Raw genomic sequence first — 24383 nt, forward strand, 5'->3', positions numbered from 1 at the left:
ACAAGCCCACGACGAGCACAAGAAGGAGGCGAGGAGACAGGTGATCGACGACACCCTCCTCGAGGCCGAGGAGAAGATGGAGCGTGCGGTCGAGCACGCCAAGGAGGAGTTCGGCGCCATCCGCACCGGCCGCGCGACTCCGGCCATGTTCTCCAAGATCATCATCGACTACTACGGCAGCCCGACCCCGCTGACGCAGATGGCGTCGGTGGCCGTCCCCGAGCCCCGGATGGCCATCATCAAGCCGTACGACAACTCGCAGATCAACGCCATGGAGAAGGCGATCCGCGACTCGGACCTCGGGGTCAACCCGAACAACGAGGGCAACCAACTGCGCATCCTGCTCCCGCAGATGACCGAGGAGCGCCGCCGCGACATGATCAAGGTGGCCCGGCACAAGGGTGAGGAGGGGAAGGTCGCCATCCGCAACATCCGCCGCAAGGGCAAGGAGGAGCTGGACCGGCTCGTCAAGGACGGCGAGGTCGGCGAGGACGAGGGTCGGCGCGCGGAGAAGGAACTGGACGACCTGACCCAGCGCTACGTGGCCCACGTCGACGAGCTGGTCAAGCACAAGGAGTCCGAACTCCTGGAAGTCTGATGCCCAGGTCATCGCCTGCTTGATCATGAAGTTGCCGCCGCCGCCACCGGCGTGGCGTGGTGACAACTTCATGATCAAGGTGGCGGGGGCGGGCACCGGTACGTCCCTCCGGGCGGGTGGGTGCAGTAGGCTCGGCACGATTCCCGGTGACCCGACGGTGAACGGTGGGGATCGGCCAGCCGACAGGCCGGCACATCAGACGGAGCGCCTCGCGCGGGTAGGGGATGGTAGTGGTTGTGCGTCAAGTGGTGGATCTCGTACCGCTCCCCCCTGGTGCGTGATGTCCCACCTCGACCCCTACGGCGGCGCCGAGGCCCGTGACTGGGATCGCCCGGACCGCCCCACCTCGCTGCCCTGGCCGGACCCGGACGTCGAGCCCGGTCCGTGGGGCCGCGGCCGGTACGTCGGCGACCGGCCCGCCCAGGAAGGCCGGAACGGACACCCACCTGCCGGCTGGGACCAGCCGCCGAACGGGCGCAACGGAGCCCGCGACCTGGAGCACGGCGACGCACCCACCGCCCAGATCGCGCCGGTTCGGGTCGGTGACGGTCGGGACCACGACGACGCCCCCACCACCCAGCTGACGCCGGTACGGGTCGGACCCGGCCTGGAGCACGGCGACGCACCCACCACCCAGCTCGCCGCAGTGCCGCCCGGCGACGCGGACCCTGAGGCGGCACCGGCCGACGCGACGGACGCGCCGGGTCGACGCCACCGTGGCCGGCGTCGGGCCGGTGCCGGCCGCCCGGCCACCCAGCAGAGCGCGAGCCGGGCCGGGCGGAACCTGCCGGCGGCCATCTCGGTCGGGGTCGGCCTGGGTGCGGTGGTCCTGCTGCCGCTGTTCCTGTACACCCCGGCGTTCCTGCTGGTGCTCGTCGCCGCGTTCGGCGTCGGCATCTGGGAGATGTCCCGCGCGGTACGCCGTGGCGGCGCCGAGGTGCCGCTGGTGCCCCTCGTCGCCGGCGGAGTACTCACCGTCACCCTTGCCTGGTTCGCCGGGCTGGACGCGCTCCTGCTCGGTCTCCTGGTCACCGTCGCGGGCACCCTGGTCTGGCGGCTCGGCGACGGTACGGCCAACCTCCGGCGCGACATGACAGCGGTGACCCTGATCTCGGTGTACGTGCCGTTCCTCGGTGGTTTCGCCGCCCTGCTCGCGTCCTCGCCCGGTGACGGGGCGCTGCGGGTACTGGTGACGCTGGTGGCGGTGGTGCTCTCCGACACCGGCGGGTACGCGGCCGGCGCCAACTTCGGCAAGCGCCCGATGGCCCCGACGATCAGCCCCAAGAAGTCCTGGGAGGGCTTCGCCGGCTCGGTAGGTGCCGCGGCGCTGGGCAGTGCCGTGCTGCTCTGGGCGCTGTTCGACGTCGCGCCCTGGTGGGGTGCCGTCTTCGGGGTGGCGGTCTCGGGCGCCGCGGTCCTCGGCGACCTCGCCGAATCTATGATCAAGCGCGATCTCGGCGTGAAGGACATGAGCAACCTGCTACCCGGCCACGGCGGCCTGATGGACCGGCTCGATTCCGTCCTGTTCGCGGTGCCGACGGCGTACCTGTTGCTCGTGGTGCTCGTTCCGGCGGTGAACTGAGGCATGGCCCACGCCGGCGGAACCGGGGCGCGGACGAGGCGGGAGCGGATCCGGCACCTCCGCACAGGTGCGTTCCGGGCCGGGCGTGCCAGACTGGACGTGCCATGACGAGTCTTCCCCTGATCCCGGTCGACCCGGACGCGCCAGGTGCGCGCCGGGCGGCAATGCCACCGCAGCACCTCGCCGACCTCGACCTGGCCGGCCGCAAGGACCTGGTCACGACGTTGGGCGAGTCCGCGTTCCGGGCCCGGCAGATCTCCACCCACTACTTCGGCCGGCTGGTGCGCGACCCCGCGCTGATGACCGATCTGCCGGCGTCGTCCCGCGAGCGCCTCGCCGACCAGCTGCTGCCCCGGCTGCTCACCCCGGTACGCGAGCTGGCCTGCGACGACGGCGCCACCCGCAAGGCGCTGTGGCGGTTGCACGACGGGTCGCTGGTGGAGAGCGTGCTGATGGGCTACCCGGACCGGGTCACCGTCTGCATCTCCAGCCAGGCCGGCTGCGGCATGGCCTGCCCGTTCTGCGCGACGGGCCAGGCCGGCCTGACCCGTAACCTCTCCACCGCCGAGATCGTCGACCAGGCGGTCTACCTGGCCGGCGTGGCCGCCTCCGGCAAGGTAGCGGGGTCACCGCCGAGGCTGTCGCACGTGGTCTTCATGGGCATGGGCGAGCCCCTGGCGAACTACAACAGGGTGATCGCGGCGATCCGCCGCCTGGTCGCGCCGGCACCCGAGGGTCTCGGCCTGTCACAGCGGCACATCACCGTTTCCACGGTCGGGCTGGTGCCGGCCATCCACCGACTGGCCAGCGAAGACCTCTCCGTGACTCTTGCGTTGTCGCTGCACGCCCCCGATGATGAGCTGCGCGACGAACTCGTGCCGGTCAACCAGCGCTGGAAGGTGTCCGAGGTGCTGGACGCAGCCTGGGCCTACGCGGCCCGTACGGGCCGTCGTGTGTCGATCGAGTACGCGATGATCAAGGACGTGAACGACCAGCCGTGGCGAGCTGACCTGCTCGGCCGGCTGCTGGCCGGCAAGCTGGCCCACGTGAACCTGATCCCGCTCAACCCGACTCCGGGCAGCCGCTGGGACGCGAGCCCGAAGCCGGTCGAGCGGGAGTTCGTCCGGCGGTTGCGCGACGCCGGGGTGTCCACCACGGTGCGGGACACCCGAGGTCGCGAGATCGACGGAGCATGTGGGCAGCTGGCCGCCGCGGAGGACAGTGGCACTGACCCGGCCGGGGAGATGACGGCGTGACCGGGCGTGGCGAACGAGACCAGGAGACATAGTGGCGAGTCAGGGTCAGCGTTTCCGGCGTAAGGCGCTCCGCCGGGGATACAAGGTTGACGAGGTGGACGCCTTCCTGGACCGGGTCGAGGCGACACTCGCCGGCCAGCCGGTCGGAGCGCCGGTGGCCTCGCAGGAGGTCCATGACGTCGTCTTCCGGGTTCGCTTCAACGGCTACGACGAGTGGCAGGTCGACCTGCACCTCGACCGGGTCGAGCGGCAGCTGGCGGAGCTGGAGGAGCGCGGCGGCGTGGCCGGCCGTGGCGATGGCCGGATGGGGCCGCTGGAGCGGATGGGTCCCGGCATGCGCGAGGACCGTGGCATGTCCCCGGTGCCGCAGCCGCCGATGCCGCCCCGGGCGATGCCGGCACAGGCCGGGCCGCCCTACGGCCGCTACGACGAGCCGACAGGTGCCTTCGCCGGTGGGTACGACAATGCTCCCCGGGGTGGTTATGACGGCCCGCGCGGTGCCGCCGCCCCGATGGGTCCGGGTGCGCCGATGGGTCCTCCCGGCGGCATGGGCCACGGCGGGCCCCCGCCGCGTGGTCTGCCTGCCGGCCCCGGCGGCTACGGCCCGCCGGACGGCCCGGGCGGTTACGGCCCGCCCGACGGCCCCGGTGGTTACGGACCCCCGGACGCTCCCGGCGGTTACGGTCCGCCGGACGAGCAGCGCTTCGACGGGTTCGAGGCGGGTCGGCACGGCCGCACCGACATGACCGCCGAGATCCGGCTGCCGGACCGGGACCCGCGCCGTGGCCCGGCCGGGCCTCCCGGCATGCCGCAGCAGGCGCTTGGCGGGCCCCCGATGGGCGGCCCTCCGGCGATGGCCGGACCGTCGATGGGTGGGCCGCCGATGGCCGGCCCACCCGGCAGCGACCTCTACCGGGTGGACCAGATCCGGCGCAGCTTCCAGGTCCGTCGTTTCGGCAGCGGGTACGACCCTGACCAGGTGGACCGGTTCTTCGAGTCGCTGCTCGGCGGGATGGCCGGGCGCAACCAGATGCCGGTGAACCCGAAGGACCTGGACACGCTGCGCTTCGGCCTGGTGCAGGGTGGCTACTTCGAGGCCGAGGTCGACGCCGCACTGAAGAACGTGCAGGACATCCTCTTCGGCCGCTGACGATTCGGCGCTGACAGACATCGACGCGCGAGGGCCCGCCGCCGGCTACCGGGGCGGGCCCTCGCGCGTCGTCGTCCAGGTGGGTGCGACGGCGGGTCGACAGGTCGACGCGGGGCCCGGTCCCTCAGGTGCGCAGGCCGTCGCGCGGCGACAGGTGCGTCAGGAGCGCAGGCCGTTGCGGCGCAGCACCGCGTCACCGATCACGATGAGCAGCAGCAACGCGGCCAGACCGATCAGCCAGAGGTTCTCGACCCTGCCCTCGTGGTTGCCGCAGAGCATGGCCAGCAGCGCGAACGCGGTGAGCACCGCGCCGATCCGCCCGGCCTTACGATGCCCGGGCTTGTGCTGGTCTGGCGACGTTACCGGCTCGCTTCCTGCCACTGTCGGTCCTTCCTCGGGAACGGATCTCCGGCTAGTCTGGCACGTCCCCCGCGAAGGTTTCCGGCCAGGGCCGATGGGCCCCGCTCAGGTGGGTGGAAGGGCACTACCGGCGTCGCGGGGCGAGGACCAGACTGCCTCCGGTAGCGTTCTGGGGCGTACACCTTGATTGTCTTTTTGAGGGGGAACTGCGGTGCGAGTGACCGGTACGGGGCACGCGAGCATGCGGATCGACACGGCCGCGGGCAGCATCCTGTGCGACCCGTGGGTCAATCCGGCCTACTTCGCCTCGTGGTTCCCGTTCCCCGACAACTCCCAGCTCGACTGGGAGGCCCTCGGTGACGTCGACTACCTGTACATCTCCCACCTGCACCGGGACCATTTCGACGCGGCTCACCTCAAGCGGTACGTGTCGAAGAAGGCCACAGTGCTGCTGCCCGAGTTCCCCACCTCGGAGATGGAGGACGAGTTCCGCGCGCTGGGTTTCACGAACTTCCTGAAGACCCGCAACGAGGAGGTCGTCGAGCTGGACGGCGGCCTCAAGGTGATGATCCAGGCGCTGACCAGCCCCACCGACGGCCCGATCGGTGACTCCTCGCTCTGGGTGGAGTACGACGGCGTCCGGCTGCTCAACCAGAACGACGCCCGTCCGACCGACCTGAGCACCTTCGCCGAGTTGGGCCACGTGCACGCGCACCTGCTCCAGTTCTCCGGTGCGATCTGGTACCCGATGGTCTACGAACTGCCGAACGCGGCGAAGACCGCCTTCGGCAAGCAGAAGCGGGACCGGCAGTTCGACCGTACCTGGCGCTACATCGACGACCTCAAGGCCGACCACGTCTTCCCGATCGCCGGCCCGCCGTGCTTCCTGGACGACGAGCTGTGGCAGTTCAACGACATCTTCGGCGACGAGGGGAACATCTTCCCCGACCAGTCGGTGTTCCTGGCCGAGTACGCGAAGGTCGGCGGCACCAACGGCATCGTGCTGCTGCCCGGCAGCGTCACCGAGGTCACCACCTCCGGCGCGACGACCACCCATCCGCAGCCGGTGGAGGAGTTCTTCGCCAACAAGGTCGCCCACCTGGAGGAGATGCGCGAGCGTAAGCGGCCCATCATCGAGGCGGAGAAGGCGTCCTGGCGGCACCCCGAGGTGGACGTGCTCAAGGAGCTGAAGCGGCGCATCGAGCCGCTGCTCGACGAGTCGATCTACCTGGCCAAGGGGGTCGGCGGCCCGGTCCGCTTCGACCTGGTCGGCTATGACGGTGAGAGCGTCGAGTCGATAGTTGTGGACTTCCCCGGCAAGCAGGTGCGGCCGTACGCCGACGAGAAGGTGCGCTACCGGTTCCGTACCGAGCGGGCCCTCGTGGAGCACCTGCTGCACATCGGCGAGGTGGACTGGGTCAACTCGCTCTTCCTGTCCTGCCGGTTCTCCGCCGCCCGGATCGGGCAGTACAACGAGTTCGTCTACGCCTTCTTCAAGTGTCTGTCCACCGAGCGTCTCCAGTACGCCGAGGGCTGGTACGACGAGCACGAGCGGGCTGTGGACGCCGAGGACATCACCCTCGGCGACTGGGTGGTGCAGCGGCGCTGCCCGCACCTGAAGGCGGACCTGAGCCGGTTCGGCATCGTCGACGGCGACCAGCTCACCTGCCAGCTGCACGGCTGGCGGTTCGACCTGCCCAGCGGGCGGTGCCTGACAAGCGTCGGCCACAAGGTCCGCGCCCACCGGGTCGGCGAAGAGGCTCCCGCCTCAACGACCTAGGTCGGCGAGGATGCGCTGGGCGGCGTTGTGGCCGGCGGCACCGATGACGCTGCCGGCCGGGTGACAGCCGGCGCTACCGGCGTACACCCCGTCGACGCCTGTGGCGTAGGGCATCCGGTCGGCGAACGAGACGGTGTTGTCGACGTGGTGGATGTGGCCGCCGGTGATGCCGAAGTGCGCCTCGATGCCGGGCGGCGGCAGGGGCACCGCGTCGGCGATCAGGTCGCCGGTGCCGGGGGCGTAGCGCTCGCAGATGCCGACAAGCTTGTCGACGTAACCGGGCAGTGCCGCGTCCCAGGTGGTGCCGGCCAGCTCGTACGGCACCGACTGGACGAAGAGCGCCGACGAGTGGTGCCCGGCCGGGTCGGCGAGCGACGGGTCCACTGTGGTGTGCAGGTACCACTCGATTGTCGGCTCGTCGGGCAGCAGACCGGCCTGCACGTCGGCCCACATGGCGCGCAGCGCGGCCATCGGTGACTCGCCAGCGCCGCCGCTCAGTGACGCCGAGCCGGGCAACAGGTGGATTGTCGAGCCGAACGGGCTCGGCGCACCCTCGGGCAGGCAGGAGAAGCGGGGCAGGCCACGCAGCGCCAGGTTCAGCTTGAGGGTGCTGCCGGTGCGCCGGACGGCGGCCATCCGTCCGCTGAGCGTGGTCGGCAGCGCGCCGTCGGGCAGCAGCTCCATCAGGCGGTACGGGTCGCAGGCCCCGAGCACCACCTCTGCGCCGATCTGGCGTCCGTCGGCGAGCACCACGCCGCTGGCGGCGCCACCGTCGAGGGTGATCGCGGTGACCGCCGCTCCGGTGACGATCCGGGCGCCGGAGGCTCGGGCCGCGTCGGCGAAGATCCGCGACACGGTACCCATGCCGCCCTCGGCGATCATCCAGGTGCCGCCGGATCCGGGCAGCCGGCACATGTTGTGGACCAGGAAGTTGTGCCCGGTGCCGGGGTCGTCGGGGCCGGCGTTGAGCCCGGACAGGCCGTCGGTGACCGCGTACATGCTGACCAGCAGCTCGGAGCGGAAGTCGAACCGGGCCAGGTAGTCGGCGACGGAGCCGCGTACCAGATTGACGAAGGTCTGGCGAAGCTCGGGACGGACGTACCGGTCGGCGGTCTCCTCGACGCTCAGCGGCTCGGCCAGCCAGGCCGGGGCGAGATCCTCGCGCAACGCGGCCAACTCGGCCTGCAACGCCGCGTCGGCGGCGGCGTCGGCGGGGGAGAAGAATTCGGCGAGCTGCGCCCGGGTGGCCACCGTGTCGGTGCCGAAGAGTAGGTACGGCGAGCCGACCCCGCCGGGGGTGGGTAGAAAATAGTGCGGGTCGCGGCGCAGCACCGGGATCCGGACGTCGAGCGCGGCCAGCAGCTCCGGCGGCATCAGCCCGAGCAGGTAGGACCCGGTGGAGTGGCGCAGTTCGAGCACCTTCGGGAACGGGTTCTCGGTCCGCGTCGCCCCGCCGATCACGTCGGCGGCCTCCAGCACCAGCACGTCCAACCCGGTCCGGGCCAGCAGAATCGCCGACACCAACCCGTTGTGCCCCGACCCGACGATCACCACGTCAGCCCGCCCCGGCACCCCAGCACCCCTCATCCCCGCACCCTAACCCCTACCCGCCCCTTACCGCCCGCTCCTGCCCCTGACCTCGTCGATCATGAGGTTAGCGGCGGTCTTGATCTACTTTGGTGCCGCTAACCTCATGATCGACAGGGTTGGCGCGGCGGGTGCGCCAGGAGGAGAGGGCGAGGGTGGCGGAGTAGCCAGCCAGCACGATCACGTGGAAGAGGTAGAGCCAGAGCAGGATCGCCACGGCGGCACCTACCTCGACCAGGCCGCCGAAGGGCACGCCCAGGTCGAGTGGCAACGAGGCGAAGAGTACGAAACCGTGCAGGAAGCCGGACAGGTTCGCGGCGGTGAAGGACCCCAGCGCCAGCGTGGAGAGCCAGTCCGGCGAGGCCGGTCCGACCACTCGGAACACCCACATCAGCACCGGCGTGAGCACCAGCCACACCGCCAGGAACGACAGCACCACACCGAGCGCGCCTGCCCAGCCGCCGCGCCGGACCAGCCCGGTGGTGGTCGGCAGGGCCAGCAGGATCGACAGCAACAACGCCGGAGCCGGGGCCAGCAGCGGCAGCAGCAGCAACCGGCCCCGCCAGCCGACCAGATGCTCGTCGGAGCGGGGCGCGGCGACCGAGACGAACGCCCGGCGCAGCCCTTCGCCGTACAGCGAGGCCGGCAGCAGCGCGGCCAGCGCCAGCCACGGCGTCAGGCCCACCCCGGCCTCGACGAGCGCGGCCACCGCGTGCGGCGCACCTATCGCGTCCGGCAGGGCCTCCACGGCGTACCCGGTGAGTCGCCGTACCTGGGACGCTCCCACCAGCAGTGAGGTGAGCCAGATCGCCAGCAGAGCCACCGGCACCACGGCGATCGCCCCGTAGAACGTGATCGAGGCGGCGTGCAGCGACAGATCCCGACCACGCACCGGGCGGAACGCCGCCCGGGTGATCCGCTGCGTCCGATCCCACGCTCCGCCCATCGCGCTCCATTTCCCCGTCCGTTGCCCCGGCAACCGTTTCTGTTATCAGCGCCGCACGGGTCGAGCCGAGACGTGCGTCCGGACCGCGTCGGCGTCCCTTCCGGCGTGCGGTGCACCGGGACGGCCCCGGTCGGTGCCGCGCCGCTCCGCCGGCCGGGTCGACACGAGAACCCGTAGCTGTTGTTGGTCGGCGCTGTCGAGCTGAGCGCGTCAACGGATCGTGGCCGCTACCGCCATCCCGCCGGCCATCGGTCGTAAGCTCACGCCTCATGACGATCGCCCCTGCCGGCCGGCCGCTGTCCGACGATGAGCTGGCGGTGATCGACGAACTGTCCGCGGCGGCGACGCCCGGGCCGTGGTTCGTGCGGGTGCTGGATGACGAGCATGCGATGAGCCTGGTGGCGGTGAGTGTGGTGGCGGACGACGGTCGCGGCGCGAGATGGCCCGACTTCGCTGCCCGGGAGATCGTCGCCGCGACCCTGGTACAGCAGCCCCGCTATGTCGACGTGGGCGACGAACGCTGGGACGAGAACGCCGCGTTCATCGCGATGGCACGGGACGCCGTACCGCGTCTGGTGACCGAGATACGGCGGCTGCGGGCGTGCCTCACCGATGGAGAATCGGCCGGTGGCGAGCGGGCGGGGACGGCGTGACGTCGTCCGGCCTTCGACGGCGAGTCGGTGCCGGGCGCGGAATCCGTGGCGGAGGCGGAGCGGATCCAGCAGGCGCTGCGGCAGAGCCTCGTCCTGGACGACTGCCTGCCCGCCGCGCCCACGCTGGTGGCCGGCGTGGACGTGTCGTACGACAAGGTGTCGCCTCGGATCACCGCCGCCGCCGTCGTCGTCGACCTGACGACCGGCGTGGAGGTGGAGTCGGTAGTGGTGCCCGGCGAGGTGAGCTTCCCGTACCTGCCCGGACTGCTGGCCTTCCGGGAGGTGCCGCTCGTGCTGGCGGCGCTGGACCGGCTCGGTCATCGACCTGACGTGGTGGTCTGTGACGGGTACGGCGTCGCGCATCCCCGACGGTTCGGCTTGGCCTGCCACCTCGGCGTGGTGACCGGCCTGCCGACCTTCGGAGTGGCCAAGACGCCCTTCGTCGGTTCCTTCGACGAGCCGGGCGTACGGCGGGGCGACTGGTCGGCCCTACGCGACGATGACGAGGTGCTGGGCCGGGTGCTGCGTACCCAGACCGGCGTCAAGCCGGTGTTCGTGTCGGTCGGTCACCGCACCAGCCTCGACCGGGCGACCACGCTGACTCTCGACCTGAGCGCGCGTTACCGCCTGCCGGAGGTGATCCGTCGGGCCGACTTCCTCTCCCGCGAAGCGCTCCGCTGACCGATCCGACCGGCTCGGCACAGCCCGCTGCGCTATCGGGCGACCGGAAGACCGAGCTGTTGAGCGACGCCCTGTCGCTCGCCCGGTGCGTGGATCGTGGGCCCGCCGCCCGGCGGCGAGATTCCGGGCCGTTGTATCCAGCAGCTAAGCCAGGTTGTCACAGCCGACCGGTCACCGAGACGGTGGGCCTTGGTCGACGTCGTTCGCCCCGGCTGCGTCGGACACCTTGTGCGATGGCGTGCGGTACGGGCTGTGCTGGCTAGGCTGAGTTGAGCAAGATGTTCCGCTGAGGGGGTGAGCCCGATGGCCCAGGCTGCGTACGCGCCCGAGCCCGCGCCGGACGCTGGTGCCGACGACCGGCCCACCGGGCCGTCGTTCGACGTGCTGCGGTGGCACGACGAGCCGTGGACCGCCCAGCTCGCCCTCGACCTGTTGCCGGAGACCAACGGCCCCAAGGTTGAGGTCCTGAGCGGAAGCGTGATCGTGACACCCCACGCCGGATATGACCACCAGGATGCCGAGCTTGACCTCGCGTATCTGTTGAAGCAGGCTGCCCGGAAGGCCAAGCTGTGGCTCTACGCGGAGGCGAACGTCGTCTCCGGACAGGATCTGTTCATCCCCGACCTCGTCGTGCTGCGCGTTCCCGGCGGGGGGCGCACGACGATGGACATCAGGCATGCCGTTCTGCTTGGCGAGGTCGTGTCGCCCGGCAACCGGCGTAAGGACATCATCGATCGTCCGCGCGAGTACGGTACGGCCGGCGTACCGTTCTTCCTCCGGGTCGACCTGCGTAACCGAGTCCCCACCATCGCACTGTTCGAGCTGACCGACGGCGAGTACCGACCAGTGGCCGCCGCTGCGGCCGGAAGCACCTTCGTGATGCGGGAGCCGTTCGAGTTCTCGGTCGATCCGGGTGACCTGCTCGGCGAGGAAGCTCCGATGGAGGACGAAGATGCTCCGCTCGGGGAGAGCTGACGGTAGCTGCTTCCTGCCAGCACAGGGCCCCTGCTCTACCAGAGGTATTAAACAAGGTGCCCTGCCTTGCACTCAGCGGTAGTGCGTAACAATGGGCGGCGTGACGTCCCCCCGTGATCTTGTGCTGCTGGGCTGTACCGGGTCGATCGGTACCCAGGCCATCGACATCGTGCGGCGTAACCCGGAGCGGTTCCGGGTGGTGGCGCTCGGTGCCGGTGGCGGCAACATCGGGCTGCTCGCCGCCCAGGCGCTCGAACTCGGTGTCGACGTGGTCGGGGTGGCCAAGGCGTCCGCCGCGCAGGATCTCCAGCTGGCGTTCTACGCCGAGGCGAGCCGGCGGGGCTGGGCGAGCGGGGAGTTCAAGCTGCCCAAGATCGTGGCCGGGCCGGAGGCGATGACCGAGCTGGCGCAGTGGCCGTGTGACGTCGTACTCAACGGGGTGGTGGGGTCGCTCGGGCTGGCGCCGACCCTGGCGGCGCTGCGCGCCGGGCGTACGCTCGCGCTTGCCAACAAGGAGTCGCTGGTGGCCGGCGGCTCGCTGGTCAAGGGCGCGGTGACGCGGCCGGAGCAGATCGTCCCGGTGGACTCGGAGCACTCGGCGTTGGCCCAGTGCCTGCGCGGCGGCACCCGGGGTGAGGTGCGTCGGCTGGTGGTGACCGCCAGTGGCGGCCCGTTCCGGGGGCGGCGGCGCGACGAGTTGACGGCTGTCACGCCGGAGCAGGCGCTCGCCCACCCGACCTGGAACATGGGACCGGTCGTCACGATCAACTCGGCGACCATGGTCAACAAGGCGCTGGAAGTGATCGAGGCGCACGAGCTGTTCGACGTGCCGTACGCCGACATCACAGTGATGGTGCACCCCCAGTCGGTGATCCACTCGATGGTCGAGTTCGTCGACGGGTCGACGTTGGCGCAGGCCAGCCCGCCGGACATGCGGTTGCCGATCGCCCTCGGGTTGGGCTGGCCGGACCGGGTGCCCGAGGCCGCCGCCGCCGTCGACTGGACCACGGCGCACACCTGGGAGTTCGCACCGCTCAACGACGAGGCGTTCCCGGCGGTGGCGCTGGCCAAGGCGGCCGGGGAGGCCGGTCGGTGCCGGCCGGCGATCTACAACGCGGCGAACGAGGAGTGCGTGGCGGCGTTCGTCGCCGGGCAGCTGCCGTTCCTCGGCATCGTCGACACGTTGCGGCGCGTGTTGGAGGACGCTCCCGATTTCGGTGAACCGGGTACCGTCGAGGACGTACTCGAAGCCGAGTCGTGGGCGCGCGCACACGCGCAGGAGATCATCGCTGCTGCGGTGGAAGGAGCTTGATGTCGTTCGCGTTCGGGGTGGTTCTCTTCGCCCTCGGCATCCTCGTCTCGGTGAGCCTGCACGAGGCCGGGCACATGCTCACCGCCAAGGCCTTCGGCATGAAGGTCACCCGCTACTTCGTCGGCTTCGGCCCCACCATCTTCTCGTTCAAGCGGGGCGAGACCGAGTACGGCCTCAAGGGCATCCCGCTCGGTGGCTTCTGCAAGATCGTCGGCATGACGCCGCAGGACGACGACGTCGAGCCCGGTGACGAGAAGCGCGCCATGTGGCGCTACCCGGTGTGGAAGCGCACCATCGTGATGTCCGCCGGGTCGGTGACCCACTTCGGGTTGGCGATCTTCGCCGCCTGGCTGGCCGCGATGACCTTCGGCCTGCCCAACCCGGACCGCGTGACCACCGAGGCGCAGGTCCGCGCCGAGCCCGCGGTGATCGCCCTCCAGGACTGCGTCCTGCCGGACACCACCTTCCGCGAGTGCACCGCGAGCGACGCGGCCAGCCCGGCCGCCGCCGCCGGGCTCCGCGACGGCGACCGGATCACCTCGTTCAACGGCACGCCGGTCAACAACTACGGCGACCTGCTCACCGCCCTGCGGACCGCCAGCCCGGGCGCCACCGCCGCCATCGGCTACGAGCGCGACGGCCAGGCCGGCAACGTCGAGGCCGTGCTGGGCACCACAAAGCGTCCCCCGATCGACAACCCGGACGGGCCGGTCACCGACGTTCCCGCGCTCGGCATCGGGCTGATCATCAGCACCCCCGGCCTGGTCACCTACGGCCCGGTGGAGGCGGTCGGCGCGACAAGCACCTTCATCGGCGACATGGCGGTGGCCACCGCGCAGGCGTTGCAGCGGCTGCCGGAGAAGATCCCCGCGCTGTGGCGCGCCATCACCGGCGGCGAGCGGGACATCGACACCCCGATCAGCGTGGTCGGCGCCAGCGTCCTCGGTGGTGAGGCGGTGGCCAACAACGCCTGGGAAATCTTCGTCATGCTGTTCATCTCGCTGAACTTCTTCATCGGGGTGTTCAACCTGCTGCCGCTGCTGCCGTTGGACGGCGGCCACATCGCCATCGCCTGGTTCGAACGGGCCCGTTCCTGGGTGTACGCGCGGCTGCGCAAGCCCGACCCGGGCCGGGTGGACTACTTCAAGCTGATGCCCTTCACGTACGTGGTGATCCTGATCGGTGGGGTGTTCACACTGCTCACCATCACCGCGGACGTGGTCAACCCGATCACCCTCTTCCCAAAGTGAGTGCCTGAAGTGACAGCTGTCAGTCTCGGTATGCCGCCCGTACCGCCGCCGCCGCTAGCGCCCCGCCGGGCCAGCCGCCAGATCATGGTCGGGTCCGTGCCGGTCGGCGGTGGCGCGCCGGTGTCCGTCCAGTCGATGACCACCACGTTGACCGCTGACATCAACGCCACGCTCCAGCAGATCGCGGAGTTGACGGCGTCCGGGTGCCAGATCGTCCGGGTCGCGGTGCCCAGCCAGGACGATGTGGAGGCGCTGCCGGCTATCGCGAAGAAGTCGCAGATCCCGGTGATCGCCGACATCCACTTCCAGCCGAAGTACGTCTTCGCCGCGATCGACGCCGGGTGCGCGGCGGTCCGGGTCAACCCGGGCAACATCCGCCAGTTCGACGACAAGGTGAAGGAGATCGCGGCGGCGGCCTCCGCCGCCGGTACGCCGATCCGGATCGGCGTCAACGCCGGCTCGCTGGACAAGCGGCTGCTGGCCAAGTACGGCAGGGCCACGGCGGAGGCGCTCGTCGAGTCGGCGTTGTGGGAGTGCTCGCTGTTCGAGGAGCACGGCTTCCGGGACATCAAGATCTCGGTGAAGCACAACGACCCGGTGGTGATGATCCGGGCGTACCGGCTGCTCGCCGAGCAGTGTGACTACCCGCTGCACCTGGGGGTGACCGAGGCGGGCCCGGCGTTCCAGGGCACCATCAAGTCGGCTGTCGCCTTCGGGGCGCTACTGGCCGAGGGGATCGGGGACACCATCCGGGTGTCGCTGTCCGCGCCGCCGGTCGAGGAGATCAAGGTCGGCAACCAGATCCTGGAGTCGCTCGGGCTGCGCGAGCGTGGCCTGGAGATCGTCTCCTGCCCGTCCTGCGGGCGGGCCCAGGTGGACGTCTACAAGCTGGCCGAGGAGGTCACCGCCGGCCTGGAAGGGCTGCCGGTGCCGCTGCGGGTCGCCGTGATGGGCTGTGTGGTGAACGGTCCCGGTGAGGCCCGTGAGGCCGACCTCGGCGTGGCCTCCGGCAACGGCAAGGGCCAGATCTTCGTCAAGGGCCAGGTCATCAAGACCGTGCCCGAGGGGCAGATCGTGGAGACCCTGATCGAGGAGGCGCTGCGTCTCGCCGACGAGATGGGCGCCGAACTGCCCGAGGAACTACGCGACCTGGTTCCCGGTGCCACCGTCACCGTGCACTGACGCATCAACCCCCTGTTGATCAGGAAGTTCTCGTCGGTACTCGAGCATTGTTCCCGACCGGAACTACTTGATCGACAGGGGTGTGCGGGTGGTCCGTCCGGGTCTGTCCGGTTGGGGTGTCCTGGGGGTTGAGCGGTGGTTACCGTCAGCCAACACGCGGTGAACGGATCTGGCAGGCTGGTAACCGTGCTGACGGCGCCGGTGCGGCAACTCGGGGAATCGGAACGGCGCGCGGTCGAGCGGTTGCTCGACCTGGACCCGTTCGCGAGCGCTCAGGTCGCGGAGCGGGTCGCCGCGCGCGGGCTGGCGTGGTGGCGGGCCGAGGGCCGGGTCCTGGGGTACGGCTCCCGCCGTCACCTCGAATCGGTCTGTTGGCTCGGTGGAAACCTCACCCCGGTGCTGGCCGGCCCGCAGGCCATCGCCGCCTTCGCCGACCTGCTCGCCGGCGAGGAACGGCTCTGTTCCTCGATCGTCGGGCGCGCCGACGCCGTGCTGCAACTGTGGGACCGCCTCTCCGACACCTGGGGCCCGGCCCGCGACGTACGCCCCAACCAGCCGTTGCTGGTCACCGACGCGCTGCCCCTGGTCCCGGTCGACCCGCAGGTACGCCGGGTGCGTAGCGGCGAGATCGACAAGCTCTTCCCGGCGGCCGTGGCGATGTACACCGAGGAGGTCGGCGTCTCGCCGCTCGTCGACGACGGCGGGCGCGGGTACCGGCGCCGGGTCACCGACATGATCCGCTCCGGTCGGGCGTACGCCCGCTTCGTCGACGGCCAGGTGGTCTTCAAGGCCGAGCTGGCGGTCGTCACCCGGCGCACCGCGCAGGTCCAGGGGGTGTGGGTGGCACCCGAGTGGCGAGGGCGGGGGATCGCCACCGCCGCGATGGCCGCGGTGGTCAGTGACGCGCTGGCCCGGATCGCCCCGACGGTCAGCCTGTACGTCAACGACTTCAACCTGCCCGCCCGGCGCGTCTACGAGCGCTGCGGTTTCCGCCCGGTCGGCACCCTGGCGACAGTGCTGTTCTGACCTGCCCGGCGGTTCTTCGCCGGCTGTCTGCTGTCCGTGAAAATGCGTTGAGCCAGGCCGCCTGGCGAAGCAGGCTGGAAACTCCGCCACCAGACCGGAGGAACCGACCCATGCGCCTGCTCCGTGATCTGTGGGTCACCTCTTCGCGCCGGATGACCCTGGTGGCCGTCCTGATAATGCTCGGCGGCATCGGCCAGGCGGCCACCGCCGCGCTCGCCGGGCCGGTGCTGCTGCATCGCTCCGTCGGATTCTTCGTGCTGCTGTCGGTGGCACTTGTCGCGGCGGTGTTCAGCGACCTGGTGGTCAGCCTGGTGATGGCCGGGTTGACCGCGGACTGGTCCGCTGACCTGCGTCGCCGACTGTGCCGGGTGGCGATGGGGCAGCCGGTGCCCGCCCTGGAGACGACACCGGTGGGGGAGATGCTCGACCGGATCGACGGCGATGTGTATGACGTTGCGTCGGGGGTGCGCGGCCCCGGGGTACGGCTGGCCCAGGCGCTGGCCGTCGGCCTGCTGTCCACGCTCGTCGCGCTCACCGTCTGGTGGCCGGCCGGGCTCGGCATGCTGCTGCTCTGCGTTCTGCTCGCGTTCACGTTGCGCCGTCCCGCCGCCCGGATCGCCCCGGCCCGGATGTACGAGGAGGCGGCCTGGTCGGACCTCGCGGCGGTGATGGAGGAGTCGATCCACGGCCAGGACGACGTACGCACCAGTCTGGCCCGGCCGTACGTGCTGCGGCTGTACGCCCGCCGGGCCGCCGAGGTGCTGCGCCGGGGCCACCGGGTGTGGCAGATGTCGGCGCAGGTGAACACGGTCGCGGCCGGGGTGACCCGGGCCGGGGTGGCACTCGTCGTGCTCGGCGGGGTCTGGGCGCTCACCACCGGCCGGGTCGACGCCACCCGGATGACCGCGATCTGGCTGCTCGCACTCTCCCTCGGCATGACAGTCGAACACGTCAGCCGGATGGTGCCGGAGGTGCAGTACGCACTCGGCGCGTGGGGGCGGGTGCAACTGCTCGCCGCCGCCGCGCAGGAACCCAGCGGCGGCGCCGCCCCCAGCGACGGCGACCTGGTCATCCGCGACCTGACCTACCGCTACCCGAGCACCGGGCCGGACGCCGAGCGTGGTCCCGCGTTGCGCGACATCGACCTGACCTTCGTACGGGGCCGCTCGTACGCCCTGGTCGGCCGGACCGGGTCGGGTAAGTCCACACTGGCCAAGGTGCTCACCCGGGCGGTCGACGTGCCGGCGGGGACGGTTAGGCTCGGCGGGCGCGACGTGCTCGACCTCGACGTGGAGCAGTTGCGCCAGTGGATCGCCGTGGTGCCGCAGCGTACCGAGATCCTCGCCGGCACCCTCGCCGAGAATGTGGCGCTGTTCGACCCGGCGCTGCTCGACGCCGCCGCCCGGGCCCTCGATGAGCTGGGGCTGGCCAACTGGATCGCCGAGCTGCCGGCCGGCCTGGACACCCGCCTCGGCGAGGGCGGTCACGTGCTCTCCGCCGGTCAGGAACAGCTTGTCGCCTTCGCCCGGATCCTGGTGCGTGATCCGCACGTGGTGATCCTCGACGAGGCCACCGCCCGACTCGACCCGGTCACCGAGACGCGGGTACAACAGGCCACCGAGCGCCTGCTGCGCGACCGGATCGGCATCGTCATCGCCCACCGGCTGTCGTCGGTGAGCCGCTGCGACGAGGTGGTGGTGCTGGCCGACGGCGCGGTGGTCGAGGCCGCCCCGCTGGCCGAGTCGCGTCGCTTCGCCGAACTCCTCGCCGCCAGTCACGCGGGCGGTGTGACCGGCGACGCCGGGCTCGACCTGCTGGCCGGGGCGGACTGGCCGCGACCGGAACCGGTACTTGTCGGGGCCCTCTCGGCGGAGGCGACGATCGCCGCCGACAGAGGTGACCCGACCGGCCCGGTCGTCGAGGGCATCCGGGCCGCCGGCCCGCCGGACGGTACCGATTCGCGTGCCGACGCCGCCCCACCGGACCCACCGACCCGGTCCGTCGTCGGTGATCCCGCACCAGTGGTCGGACCCGAGCCGGTGGAACCGGCCGAGGGTCGGGAGACCGGTGGACACGAGGTGGGCGGACGTGACCTCGGGCGGTCGACGATCGACGCGCCACCCGGCGGTACGGATGATCAGCGGCAGGCGTCCCGGGCCCGGACCCTGCGGGAGATCGGCCGGCTCTGCCTCAACGACCCCCGGTACGGTGCCGCGGCGGTGGGCATCTTCGCCGTGCTGGCGATCCTCGGCCTGGACGGGCCGGTGCTCGCCTGGCTCTGGGCCGACGTGGTCGACGGCACCGGCGACCCCTGGCTGCCCGCCGTGGGTATCGCGGCCGGGCTGATCCTCGCCATCCCGGCGCACTACTGGACCCACCTGTGGTTCCCGGCCTGGTGGGTCCGGCAGATGCTGCGGATCAGCGCGCGACTCGTGCACGGCCAGACCGGCCCGCGCCGGGTCAGCCGGCACACCCCGGCCGAGGTGGTCGCCCAGGGCGGTGACACCGAGCGGGTGGTCCAGCTCGCCGACAACGTGCTCGACCAGACCGTCGGTCTGATCCTGCTTGTCGCCATGACCCTGATCACCGACAGTGTGGTACCGGGACTGTTCTTCCTCGGCACGATGGTGCTCTCCGGGCTGGCCGCCACCGCGTTCGGGCCGAGACTGGAACGGGCGGCCCGGGACACCGTCGCCGCCCGGGCTGCCTTCGCCACCGCGCTGGTCTCCACACTGTCGGCGGCCCGCACGGTGAAGCTGGCCGGCGCCACCCGGCCGGTGCTGGCCCACCTCGCCAACCTCGACACCGTACGCAGCGAACGGCAGCGCCGGGAGATCGCCGTGCAGGTCTGGGCGCGCTCCACGCCGGCGGTGGCCAGCGGGCTGTTCCCGATCGGCGTGTGGGCGCTGTTCCTGGCCGGCGGACTCTCCACCGGAGCGGCGCTGGTCGCGGTCGCCACGCTGGGCGCGGCACGCTGGTTCGCGTGGACCACCGCGTCGTTGATCTCGCAGGTGCCGTCGGCGCGGGTCTGGACCCGGCGGACGGCGGAGATGACCGGGATCGAGGCGTACTCGGCGCGGGTGCCGGGAGTCGACCTGGCCGCCGGCACCGCCCCCGCCCCGACGGTGCCACCGCGTACCGCGCTGCGGCGGCTGGAACTTGTCGGCTTCGGCGTCCGGCACACCGACGGCACCACAGCCGTACGCGACGTGGACCTGACAGTGGAACGCGGCCAACTGGTCCTCGTGGTCGGACCGGTCGGCTCGGGCAAGTCGTCGCTGCTGCGGGCCCTCGCGGGAATCGCCCCGCACACCGGGCTGCTGGCCTGGAACGGCGAGCCGGTGACCGAACCGGAGCTGTTCCTGCGCCCCAACCAGGTCGGCTACGTCGGGCAGCTGCCCCGGGTGCTGTCCGGCACGGTCGCCGACAACATCACCCTCGGGCATCAGGTGGACGCCGCGCACGCGGTAAGCACCGCCCAGCTGGAGCACGACCTGGCCGCCACCGGTAGCGGGCTCGGCCTGCTCATCGGGCACAAGGGCACCCGGCTCTCCGGTGGACAGCTGCAACGGCTGGCGCTGGCCCGGGCGCTGGCTCCGCGTACCGAGCTGCTGGTGGCCGACGACGTTTCCTCAGCGCTCGACGTCACCACCGAACTGGCGCTGTGGCAGGCGTTGCGGGACCGGGGCGTCACGGTCGTCGGCTCCACCTCGAAGCGGGCCGCGCTGGTGCGGGCCGACCACGTGGTGGTGCTCATCGCCGGTACGGTGGCCGCCCAGGGTCCGTGGCGTGACCTGGACCGGCGCTGGGGTCACTTGGCCGGCTGAGAGCGGGTCTGAGATCCGCAGATCCGGCTGCCCTCGGCCGTCACCGGGCAGCCGGACCCGCCGGTCAGGCCGCCCGCAGGTACGGGGCCGGCCAGTTGGGCGCGGCGCCCAGCTTGGCCGCCGCCTGGTGCGGCCAGTACGGATTGCGCAGCAGTTCCCGGCCGAGCAGCACCATGTCGGCCTCGCCGTCGGCGATGATCGCCTCGGCCTGCTCCGGTTCGACGATCAGGCCGACCGCGCCGGTCGGCACCTGAGCCTCGCGGCGGACCTGAGCGGCAAGCGGCACCTGGTAGCCGCGCCCGACCGGGACCTTCGCGGATGGCGACGCCCCGCCGGAGGAGCAGTCGATCAGGTCCACCCCGGCGGCGGCGAGTTCGGCGGCGAGGGCCACGCTGTCCTCGACCGTCCAGCCGCCCGACACCCAGTCGGTGGCCGAAATCCGGGCCAGTACCGGCACGTCCTCACCGACAGCGGCGCGCACCGCCCGAGCCACCTCCAGCGTCAGCCGCATCCGCCCGGCCCGCTCACCGCCCCAGCCGTCGGCCCGATTGTTTGTCAGCGGGGAGAGGAACTCGTGCAGCAGATAGCCGTGTGCAGCGTGGATCTCCACGGCGGCGAAGCCGGCCGCCACCGCCCGCGTGGCGGACTCGGCGAATGCCGCGACGACATCGGCGATCCCGGTCTCGTCCAGGGCCGACGGCACCCGGTACTCCGGCACGAACGGTTCACCGGTGGGGCCGACCGGAGTCCAGCCGCCCTCGGCGTCCGGCACGCCACCCTGGCGCGGCTCCCACGGCCGGTACGTCGACGCCTTGAACCCGGCATGCGCGAGCTGCACCACGGGCACCGCGCCGTGCGCGGCCACCATCCTGGTCACCGGCCGCCAGGCGTCGACATGGCGGCCGGACCACAACCCGGTGTCCTGCGGGCTGATCCGGCCCTCCGGCAGCACGGCGGTCGCCTCGGTCATCACCAGGCCCGCGCCACCGATCGCCCGGGTGCCGAGATGCACCAGGTGCCAGTCGGTGGGCAGGCCGTCGGGACCGGCGCTGTACTGGCACATCGGTGCCAGCGCGATCCGGTTGGGCAGGGTGACCGTCCGCAGCGTCAGCGGCGTGAACAACGAACTCATTGGGCCATCCTCTCCCGGTTGCGCGACCTCAGCGCCGACGGCGAGCTGTGGGCTCGCGCACGGTCGGTGTCCGGTGGTCCTGCGCCGCCACCGTTGTGGGGTCGCGTACCGCCAACGCTCCGGCGGTGGCCAGGGCCCAGCCGACGGCAACCGTCAGCAGCAGCCGCTCCAGCACCCCGACCAGCGGACTCCGGCCGACCAGGAGCATCGCCAGACCGACAGCGCCCGCGAGTGGCAGCGACACCGCTGCCGCGACGACGCCCGTGCGCCGCAGCCGGCGGCGCGCCACCGGCGAGAAGGCGACCGCCAGCATCGCGAAGACCACAGCCGCCGTCGCGGCGACACTTGCCGCACCGTGCACCAGATCCGCCACGGTGGCCCGTTCGAACGGCGGCAGTGGGCAGCCCGCGCTGCACGTCACCGCTCCGGACAGGACCGTGCACAGACTCGCCGCCACGAGTAGCGTCACGGCGACCCGAAGGGCCGCGTCGCCGCAGCGCGGCGCACCGACCCGTAGCGCGACGGCGAGCAGCAGCAGCGCCCCGGCCAGGGCGAACACTCCGATCCGGTAGGTCCAGGCGTAGTCGCTGTCGACGACACCTGCCTCACTCACGTACCCGGTCAGGCCCGGTCCTGGGCCGGCGACCACGGCGAGTGTCACCGCAGCCGCGCCAGCCAGGGCGCAGAGCGCGGCGACAAGCGCGGCGCCGCGCCGCACCGACCGGCGGACCGACGCCGGCGGCTCAGCCACGCCCGTGCGGCGTCGTCCAGCCGAGCAGATCCGGACCGAGTGGAACGATGCCTGTCGGGTTGATCTCGCCATGGGTGGCGTAGTAGTGCCGCTTGTTGTGGTCGAAGTCGACTGTCTCCCCGAGGCCGGGCGTCTGGAACAGGTCCCGGGCGTACGCCCACAGCACCGGCATCTCGGTGAGTTTCTGCCTGTTGCACTTGAAGTGCCCGTGGTACGCCACGTCGAAGCGAACCAGGGTGGTGAACAGGCGCACGTCCGCCTCGGTGATCGAGTCACCCATCAGGTAACGCCGGCCGGCCAGCCGCTCCGACAGCGCGTCCAACCGGATGAACAGGGCCTCGAACGCCTCGTCGTACGCCTGCTGGGTGGTGGCGAAGCCACATCGGTAGACGCCGTTGTTGACGTCCCGGTGGATCTCGGCCATCAGCGCGTCCAGCTCCGGGCGCAGCTCGACCGGGTAGAGGTCCGGCGCGCCGGGAGCGTGCAACTGCCGCCACTCGGTGGACAGGTCCAGGGTCAGTTGCGGGTAGTCGTTTGTGACCACCCGGCCGGTACGGGTGTCGACAAGCGCCGGCACTGTCACCCGGCCGGTGTAGTCCGGATCGGTGGCCAGGTACGCCTCGGAGAGGAAACCGATGCCCAGCACCGGGTCGAAACCGTCCTGGTCGAGGGCGAACCGCCAGCCGCGATCGTCCCGGATCGGGTCGACGGTGCCCAGCGAGATGGCGTCGGTCAGCCCGAGCAGGTTACGCACGATCAGCGCGCGGTGCGCCCACGGGCAGGCCCGGCACCAGATCAGCCGGTAGCGGCCCGGCTCCAGCGGCCAGCGGTCCTGCTCGTCCGGCCCACCACCCGGCGGCGCGGTCGAATGCGGGGTCACCCGACCGGTGAACCTGTTGGGTTGGCGGACGAACGCGCCGCCGCCGCTGGTTTCCGCGCTGAACTGGGCCCGTGCCATGCCCCCAACCTATCGGCAGCCACCGGGGATATCCTGGCCGTCGGTGAGCCCGTGGACCCGTGGACGCACCGTTCCGCCCTTCCCACCCCCGAAGGACTCGCGATGACCGTGGCATATCTGGTGGCAGGTGTCCGTACCCCGATCGGCCGGTACGCGGGCGCGCTGGCCGGCGTACGCCCCGACGATCTGGCCGCCCACGTGATCCGCGAGCTGGTCGCGCGGCATCCGTCGGTGGACTGGACGCGTACCGACGACGTGGTGCTGGGCTGCGCCAACCAGGCCGGCGAGGACAACCGCAACGTGGCCCGGATGGCGGCGCTGCTCGGCGGGTTGCCCGAGCAGGTGCCGGGCAGCACTGTCAACCGGCTCTGCGGCTCCGGCCTGGACGCGCTGGCCACCGCCGCCCGCTCGATAGTCGCCGGCGAGGCGGACCTGGTCGTCGCGGGTGGGGTGGAGAGCATGAGCCGGGCGCCGTTCGTCATGCCGAAGGCGACCACCGCCTTCTCCCGATCCGCCGAGGTGTACGACACCACTATCGGTTGGCGGCTGGTCAACCCGTTGATGGAGCGGGGCTGGGGCATCGACTCGATGCCCGAGACGGCGGAGAACGTGGCCGCCGAGTACGGCGTGGACCGGGCGGCGCAGGACGAGTTCGCGTACCGCTCGCAGTTGCGGGCCGCCAAGGCCCAGGCCGACGGCCGGCTGGCCGAGGAGATCGTGCCGGTGACCGTGCCGGCGGGGCGGCGGGAGACCCGGCTGGTCGAGGTCGACGAGCACCCCCGGCAGACCTCGCTGGAGAAGCTTGCCGCGCTGCCCACCCCGTTCCGTGACGGCGGCACGGTGACCGCGGGCAACTCCTCGGGTGTCAACGACGGCGCGGTGGCCCTGCTTGTCGCCTCGGAGGCGGCTGTCGCGGCGTACGGCCTCACGCCGCTGGCCCGGGTGACCGGCACGGCGGCGGCCGGTGTGGCGCCCCGGGTCATGGGCATCGGTCCGGTTCCGGCGACCCGGCGGCTGCTTGACAGGCGTGGTGTGGCGCTTGCCGACATCGACGTCATCGAGTTGAACGAGGCGTTCGCGGCCCAGTCCGTGGCGGTGCTGCGGGAGCTCGGCCTGCCCGAGGACGCGGAGCACGTCAATCCCAACGGGGGCGCCATCGCGCTTGGCCACCCGCTCGGTGCCAGTGGTGCCCGGCTCGCGCTGACCGCCGCGCTGGAGCTGCGCCGACGTGGCGGGCGGCGGGCGCTGGCCACCATGTGCATCGGGGTGGGGCAGGGCATCGCGTTGCTGCTGGAGGCCGTCTGATCCGCAGGCACCGGCGGGAGATCGGGAAAAGAGCCTTGTGGATCTCCCCCCGCGCGACGGACCCGCCTAGAG

20 protein-coding genes are annotated in these 24383 nt (G+C 71.4%); 14 read left to right on the plus strand and 6 right to left on the minus strand.

Going from position 1 to position 24383, the window contains the following annotated elements:
* The first annotated feature begins 40 nt into the window (after positions 1 to 40).
* From frr to Van01_RS01975, 4 genes are all read left to right on the plus strand, one after another.
* Positions 41 to 598 (plus strand): ribosome recycling factor, encoded by a 558-nt coding sequence (gene frr / locus Van01_RS01960; RefSeq protein WP_203998934.1) that lies wholly within the window; start codon positions 41 to 43, stop codon positions 596 to 598.
* A gap of 280 nt (positions 599 to 878) precedes the next feature.
* Positions 879 to 2180, plus strand: coding sequence for a phosphatidate cytidylyltransferase (locus tag Van01_RS01965; protein ID WP_203998491.1), 1302 nt, complete (start codon positions 879 to 881; stop codon positions 2178 to 2180).
* 104 nt (positions 2181 to 2284) lie between these two features.
* Positions 2285 to 3436 (plus strand): dual-specificity RNA methyltransferase RlmN, encoded by a 1152-nt coding sequence (gene rlmN, locus Van01_RS01970; RefSeq protein ID WP_203998494.1) that lies wholly within the window; start codon positions 2285 to 2287, stop codon positions 3434 to 3436.
* 31 nt (positions 3437 to 3467) lie between these two features.
* Complete coding sequence (locus Van01_RS01975) at positions 3468 to 4586, plus strand: DivIVA domain-containing protein (protein ID WP_203998498.1); 1119 nt, start codon at positions 3468 to 3470, stop codon at positions 4584 to 4586.
* 159 nt (positions 4587 to 4745) lie between these two features.
* On the opposite strand, the gene Van01_RS01980 is transcribed toward Van01_RS01975, so the two are convergent.
* Positions 4746 to 4967 carry a DUF2631 domain-containing protein gene (locus Van01_RS01980; protein WP_099847142.1) on the minus strand — a complete coding sequence of 74 codons (222 nt, stop codon included), beginning with the start codon at positions 4965 to 4967 and terminating at the stop codon, positions 4746 to 4748.
* A 190-nt stretch (positions 4968 to 5157) separates the two neighbouring features.
* On the opposite strand from Van01_RS01980, the gene Van01_RS01985 reads away from it, so the two are divergent.
* Positions 5158 to 6726, plus strand: a complete 1569-nt coding sequence (locus tag Van01_RS01985) for a Rieske 2Fe-2S domain-containing protein (RefSeq protein ID WP_203998500.1) — start codon at positions 5158 to 5160, stop codon at positions 6724 to 6726.
* Here the strand turns inward: Van01_RS01985 and Van01_RS01990 are convergent.
* Both Van01_RS01990 and Van01_RS01995 read right to left on the minus strand, forming a co-directional pair.
* Positions 6715 to 8313 carry a phytoene desaturase family protein gene (locus Van01_RS01990; RefSeq protein WP_203998503.1) on the minus strand — a complete coding sequence of 533 codons (1599 nt, stop codon included), beginning with the start codon at positions 8311 to 8313 and terminating at the stop codon, positions 6715 to 6717. The genes Van01_RS01985 and Van01_RS01990 overlap by 12 nt on opposite strands.
* A gap of 67 nt (positions 8314 to 8380) precedes the next feature.
* On the minus strand, positions 8381 to 9259 hold the full coding sequence (locus Van01_RS01995) for a YhjD/YihY/BrkB family envelope integrity protein (RefSeq protein ID WP_203998530.1): 879 nt from the start codon (positions 9257 to 9259) through the stop codon (positions 8381 to 8383).
* A gap of 269 nt (positions 9260 to 9528) precedes the next feature.
* Between Van01_RS01995 and Van01_RS02000 the strand changes: the two genes are divergently transcribed.
* The 8 genes from Van01_RS02000 (at position 9529) to Van01_RS02035 (ending at position 20165) form a co-directional block, all read left to right on the plus strand.
* Positions 9529 to 9912, plus strand: a complete 384-nt coding sequence (locus Van01_RS02000; protein ID WP_203998533.1) for a hypothetical protein — start codon at positions 9529 to 9531, stop codon at positions 9910 to 9912.
* A gap of 27 nt (positions 9913 to 9939) precedes the next feature.
* On the plus strand, positions 9940 to 10593 hold the full coding sequence (locus Van01_RS02005; RefSeq protein ID WP_203998536.1) for an endonuclease V: 654 nt from the start codon (positions 9940 to 9942) through the stop codon (positions 10591 to 10593).
* Between the two features lie 303 nt (positions 10594 to 10896).
* On the plus strand, positions 10897 to 11568 hold the full coding sequence (locus tag Van01_RS02010; RefSeq protein ID WP_203998539.1) for a Uma2 family endonuclease: 672 nt from the start codon (positions 10897 to 10899) through the stop codon (positions 11566 to 11568).
* A 100-nt stretch (positions 11569 to 11668) separates the two neighbouring features.
* The gene (gene dxr / locus Van01_RS02015) at positions 11669 to 12880 is read left to right on the plus strand and encodes a 1-deoxy-D-xylulose-5-phosphate reductoisomerase (RefSeq protein WP_203998542.1); all 1212 of its coding nucleotides are present in this window, start codon (positions 11669 to 11671) and stop codon (positions 12878 to 12880) included.
* Entirely contained in the window at positions 12880 to 14130 is a 1251-nt protein-coding gene (locus Van01_RS02020) for a M50 family metallopeptidase (RefSeq protein WP_203998545.1), read from the plus strand. The genes dxr and Van01_RS02020 overlap by 1 nt, the downstream gene beginning before the upstream one ends.
* A 9-nt stretch (positions 14131 to 14139) precedes the next feature.
* Positions 14140 to 15312, plus strand: coding sequence for a flavodoxin-dependent (E)-4-hydroxy-3-methylbut-2-enyl-diphosphate synthase (gene ispG / locus Van01_RS02025; protein WP_203998548.1), 1173 nt, complete (start codon positions 14140 to 14142; stop codon positions 15310 to 15312).
* Positions 15313 to 15498: 186 nt separating this feature from the next.
* A complete protein-coding gene (locus tag Van01_RS02030) occupies positions 15499 to 16338 on the plus strand; it encodes a GNAT family N-acetyltransferase (RefSeq protein ID WP_203998551.1) in 840 nt (279 codons plus the stop codon).
* A gap of 110 nt (positions 16339 to 16448) precedes the next feature.
* Positions 16449 to 20165: an ABC transporter ATP-binding protein gene (locus Van01_RS02035; protein WP_203998566.1), complete on the plus strand. Its 3717-nt coding sequence runs from the start codon at positions 16449 to 16451 to the stop codon at positions 20163 to 20165.
* A 64-nt stretch (positions 20166 to 20229) separates the two neighbouring features.
* On the opposite strand, the gene Van01_RS02040 is transcribed toward Van01_RS02035, so the two are convergent.
* Genes Van01_RS02040 through Van01_RS02050 form a run of 3 tightly spaced genes read right to left on the minus strand, consistent with a single transcriptional unit; the run spans position 20230 to position 23006 of the window.
* Complete coding sequence (locus Van01_RS02040) at positions 20230 to 21297, minus strand: NADH:flavin oxidoreductase/NADH oxidase (protein WP_203998569.1); 1068 nt, start codon at positions 21295 to 21297, stop codon at positions 20230 to 20232.
* A gap of 28 nt (positions 21298 to 21325) precedes the next feature.
* Positions 21326 to 22048 (minus strand): DUF998 domain-containing protein, encoded by a 723-nt coding sequence (locus Van01_RS02045; RefSeq protein ID WP_239098811.1) that lies wholly within the window; start codon positions 22046 to 22048, stop codon positions 21326 to 21328.
* On the minus strand, positions 22041 to 23006 hold the full coding sequence (locus tag Van01_RS02050; protein WP_203998576.1) for a glutathione S-transferase family protein: 966 nt from the start codon (positions 23004 to 23006) through the stop codon (positions 22041 to 22043). The genes Van01_RS02045 and Van01_RS02050 overlap by 8 nt, the downstream gene beginning before the upstream one ends.
* A gap of 102 nt (positions 23007 to 23108) precedes the next feature.
* On the opposite strand from Van01_RS02050, the gene pcaF reads away from it, so the two are divergent.
* Positions 23109 to 24311: a 3-oxoadipyl-CoA thiolase gene (gene pcaF, locus Van01_RS02055; protein WP_203998579.1), complete on the plus strand. Its 1203-nt coding sequence runs from the start codon at positions 23109 to 23111 to the stop codon at positions 24309 to 24311.
* Positions 24312 to 24383: the final 72 nt, after the last annotated feature.

The organism is Micromonospora andamanensis (assembly GCF_016863495.1).
Taxonomy (GTDB): Bacteria; Actinomycetota; Actinomycetes; order Mycobacteriales; family Micromonosporaceae; genus Micromonospora; species Micromonospora andamanensis.

Coding starts and splice junctions, on each gene's coding strand:
- Van01_RS02035 (WP_203998566.1), top strand. CDS start 16,449: ATGCGCCTGCTCCGTGATCTGTGGGTCACCTCTTCGCGCCGGATGACC.
- Van01_RS01965 (WP_203998491.1), top strand. CDS start 879: ATGTCCCACCTCGACCCCTACGGCGGCGCCGAGGCCCGTGACTGGGAT.
- Van01_RS02050 (WP_203998576.1), bottom strand. CDS start 23,006: ATGGCACGGGCCCAGTTCAGCGCGGAAACCAGCGGCGGCGGCGCGTTC.
- Van01_RS02010 (WP_203998539.1), top strand. CDS start 10,897: ATGGCCCAGGCTGCGTACGCGCCCGAGCCCGCGCCGGACGCTGGTGCC.
- Van01_RS02040 (WP_203998569.1), bottom strand. CDS start 21,297: ATGAGTTCGTTGTTCACGCCGCTGACGCTGCGGACGGTCACCCTGCCC.
- rlmN (WP_203998494.1), top strand. CDS start 2,285: ATGACGAGTCTTCCCCTGATCCCGGTCGACCCGGACGCGCCAGGTGCG.
- pcaF (WP_203998579.1), top strand. CDS start 23,109: ATGACCGTGGCATATCTGGTGGCAGGTGTCCGTACCCCGATCGGCCGG.
- Van01_RS02000 (WP_203998533.1), top strand. CDS start 9,529: ATGACGATCGCCCCTGCCGGCCGGCCGCTGTCCGACGATGAGCTGGCG.
- Van01_RS01990 (WP_203998503.1), bottom strand. CDS start 8,313: ATGAGGGGTGCTGGGGTGCCGGGGCGGGCTGACGTGGTGATCGTCGGG.
- Van01_RS02020 (WP_203998545.1), top strand. CDS start 12,880: ATGTCGTTCGCGTTCGGGGTGGTTCTCTTCGCCCTCGGCATCCTCGTC.
- Van01_RS01995 (WP_203998530.1), bottom strand. CDS start 9,259: ATGGGCGGAGCGTGGGATCGGACGCAGCGGATCACCCGGGCGGCGTTC.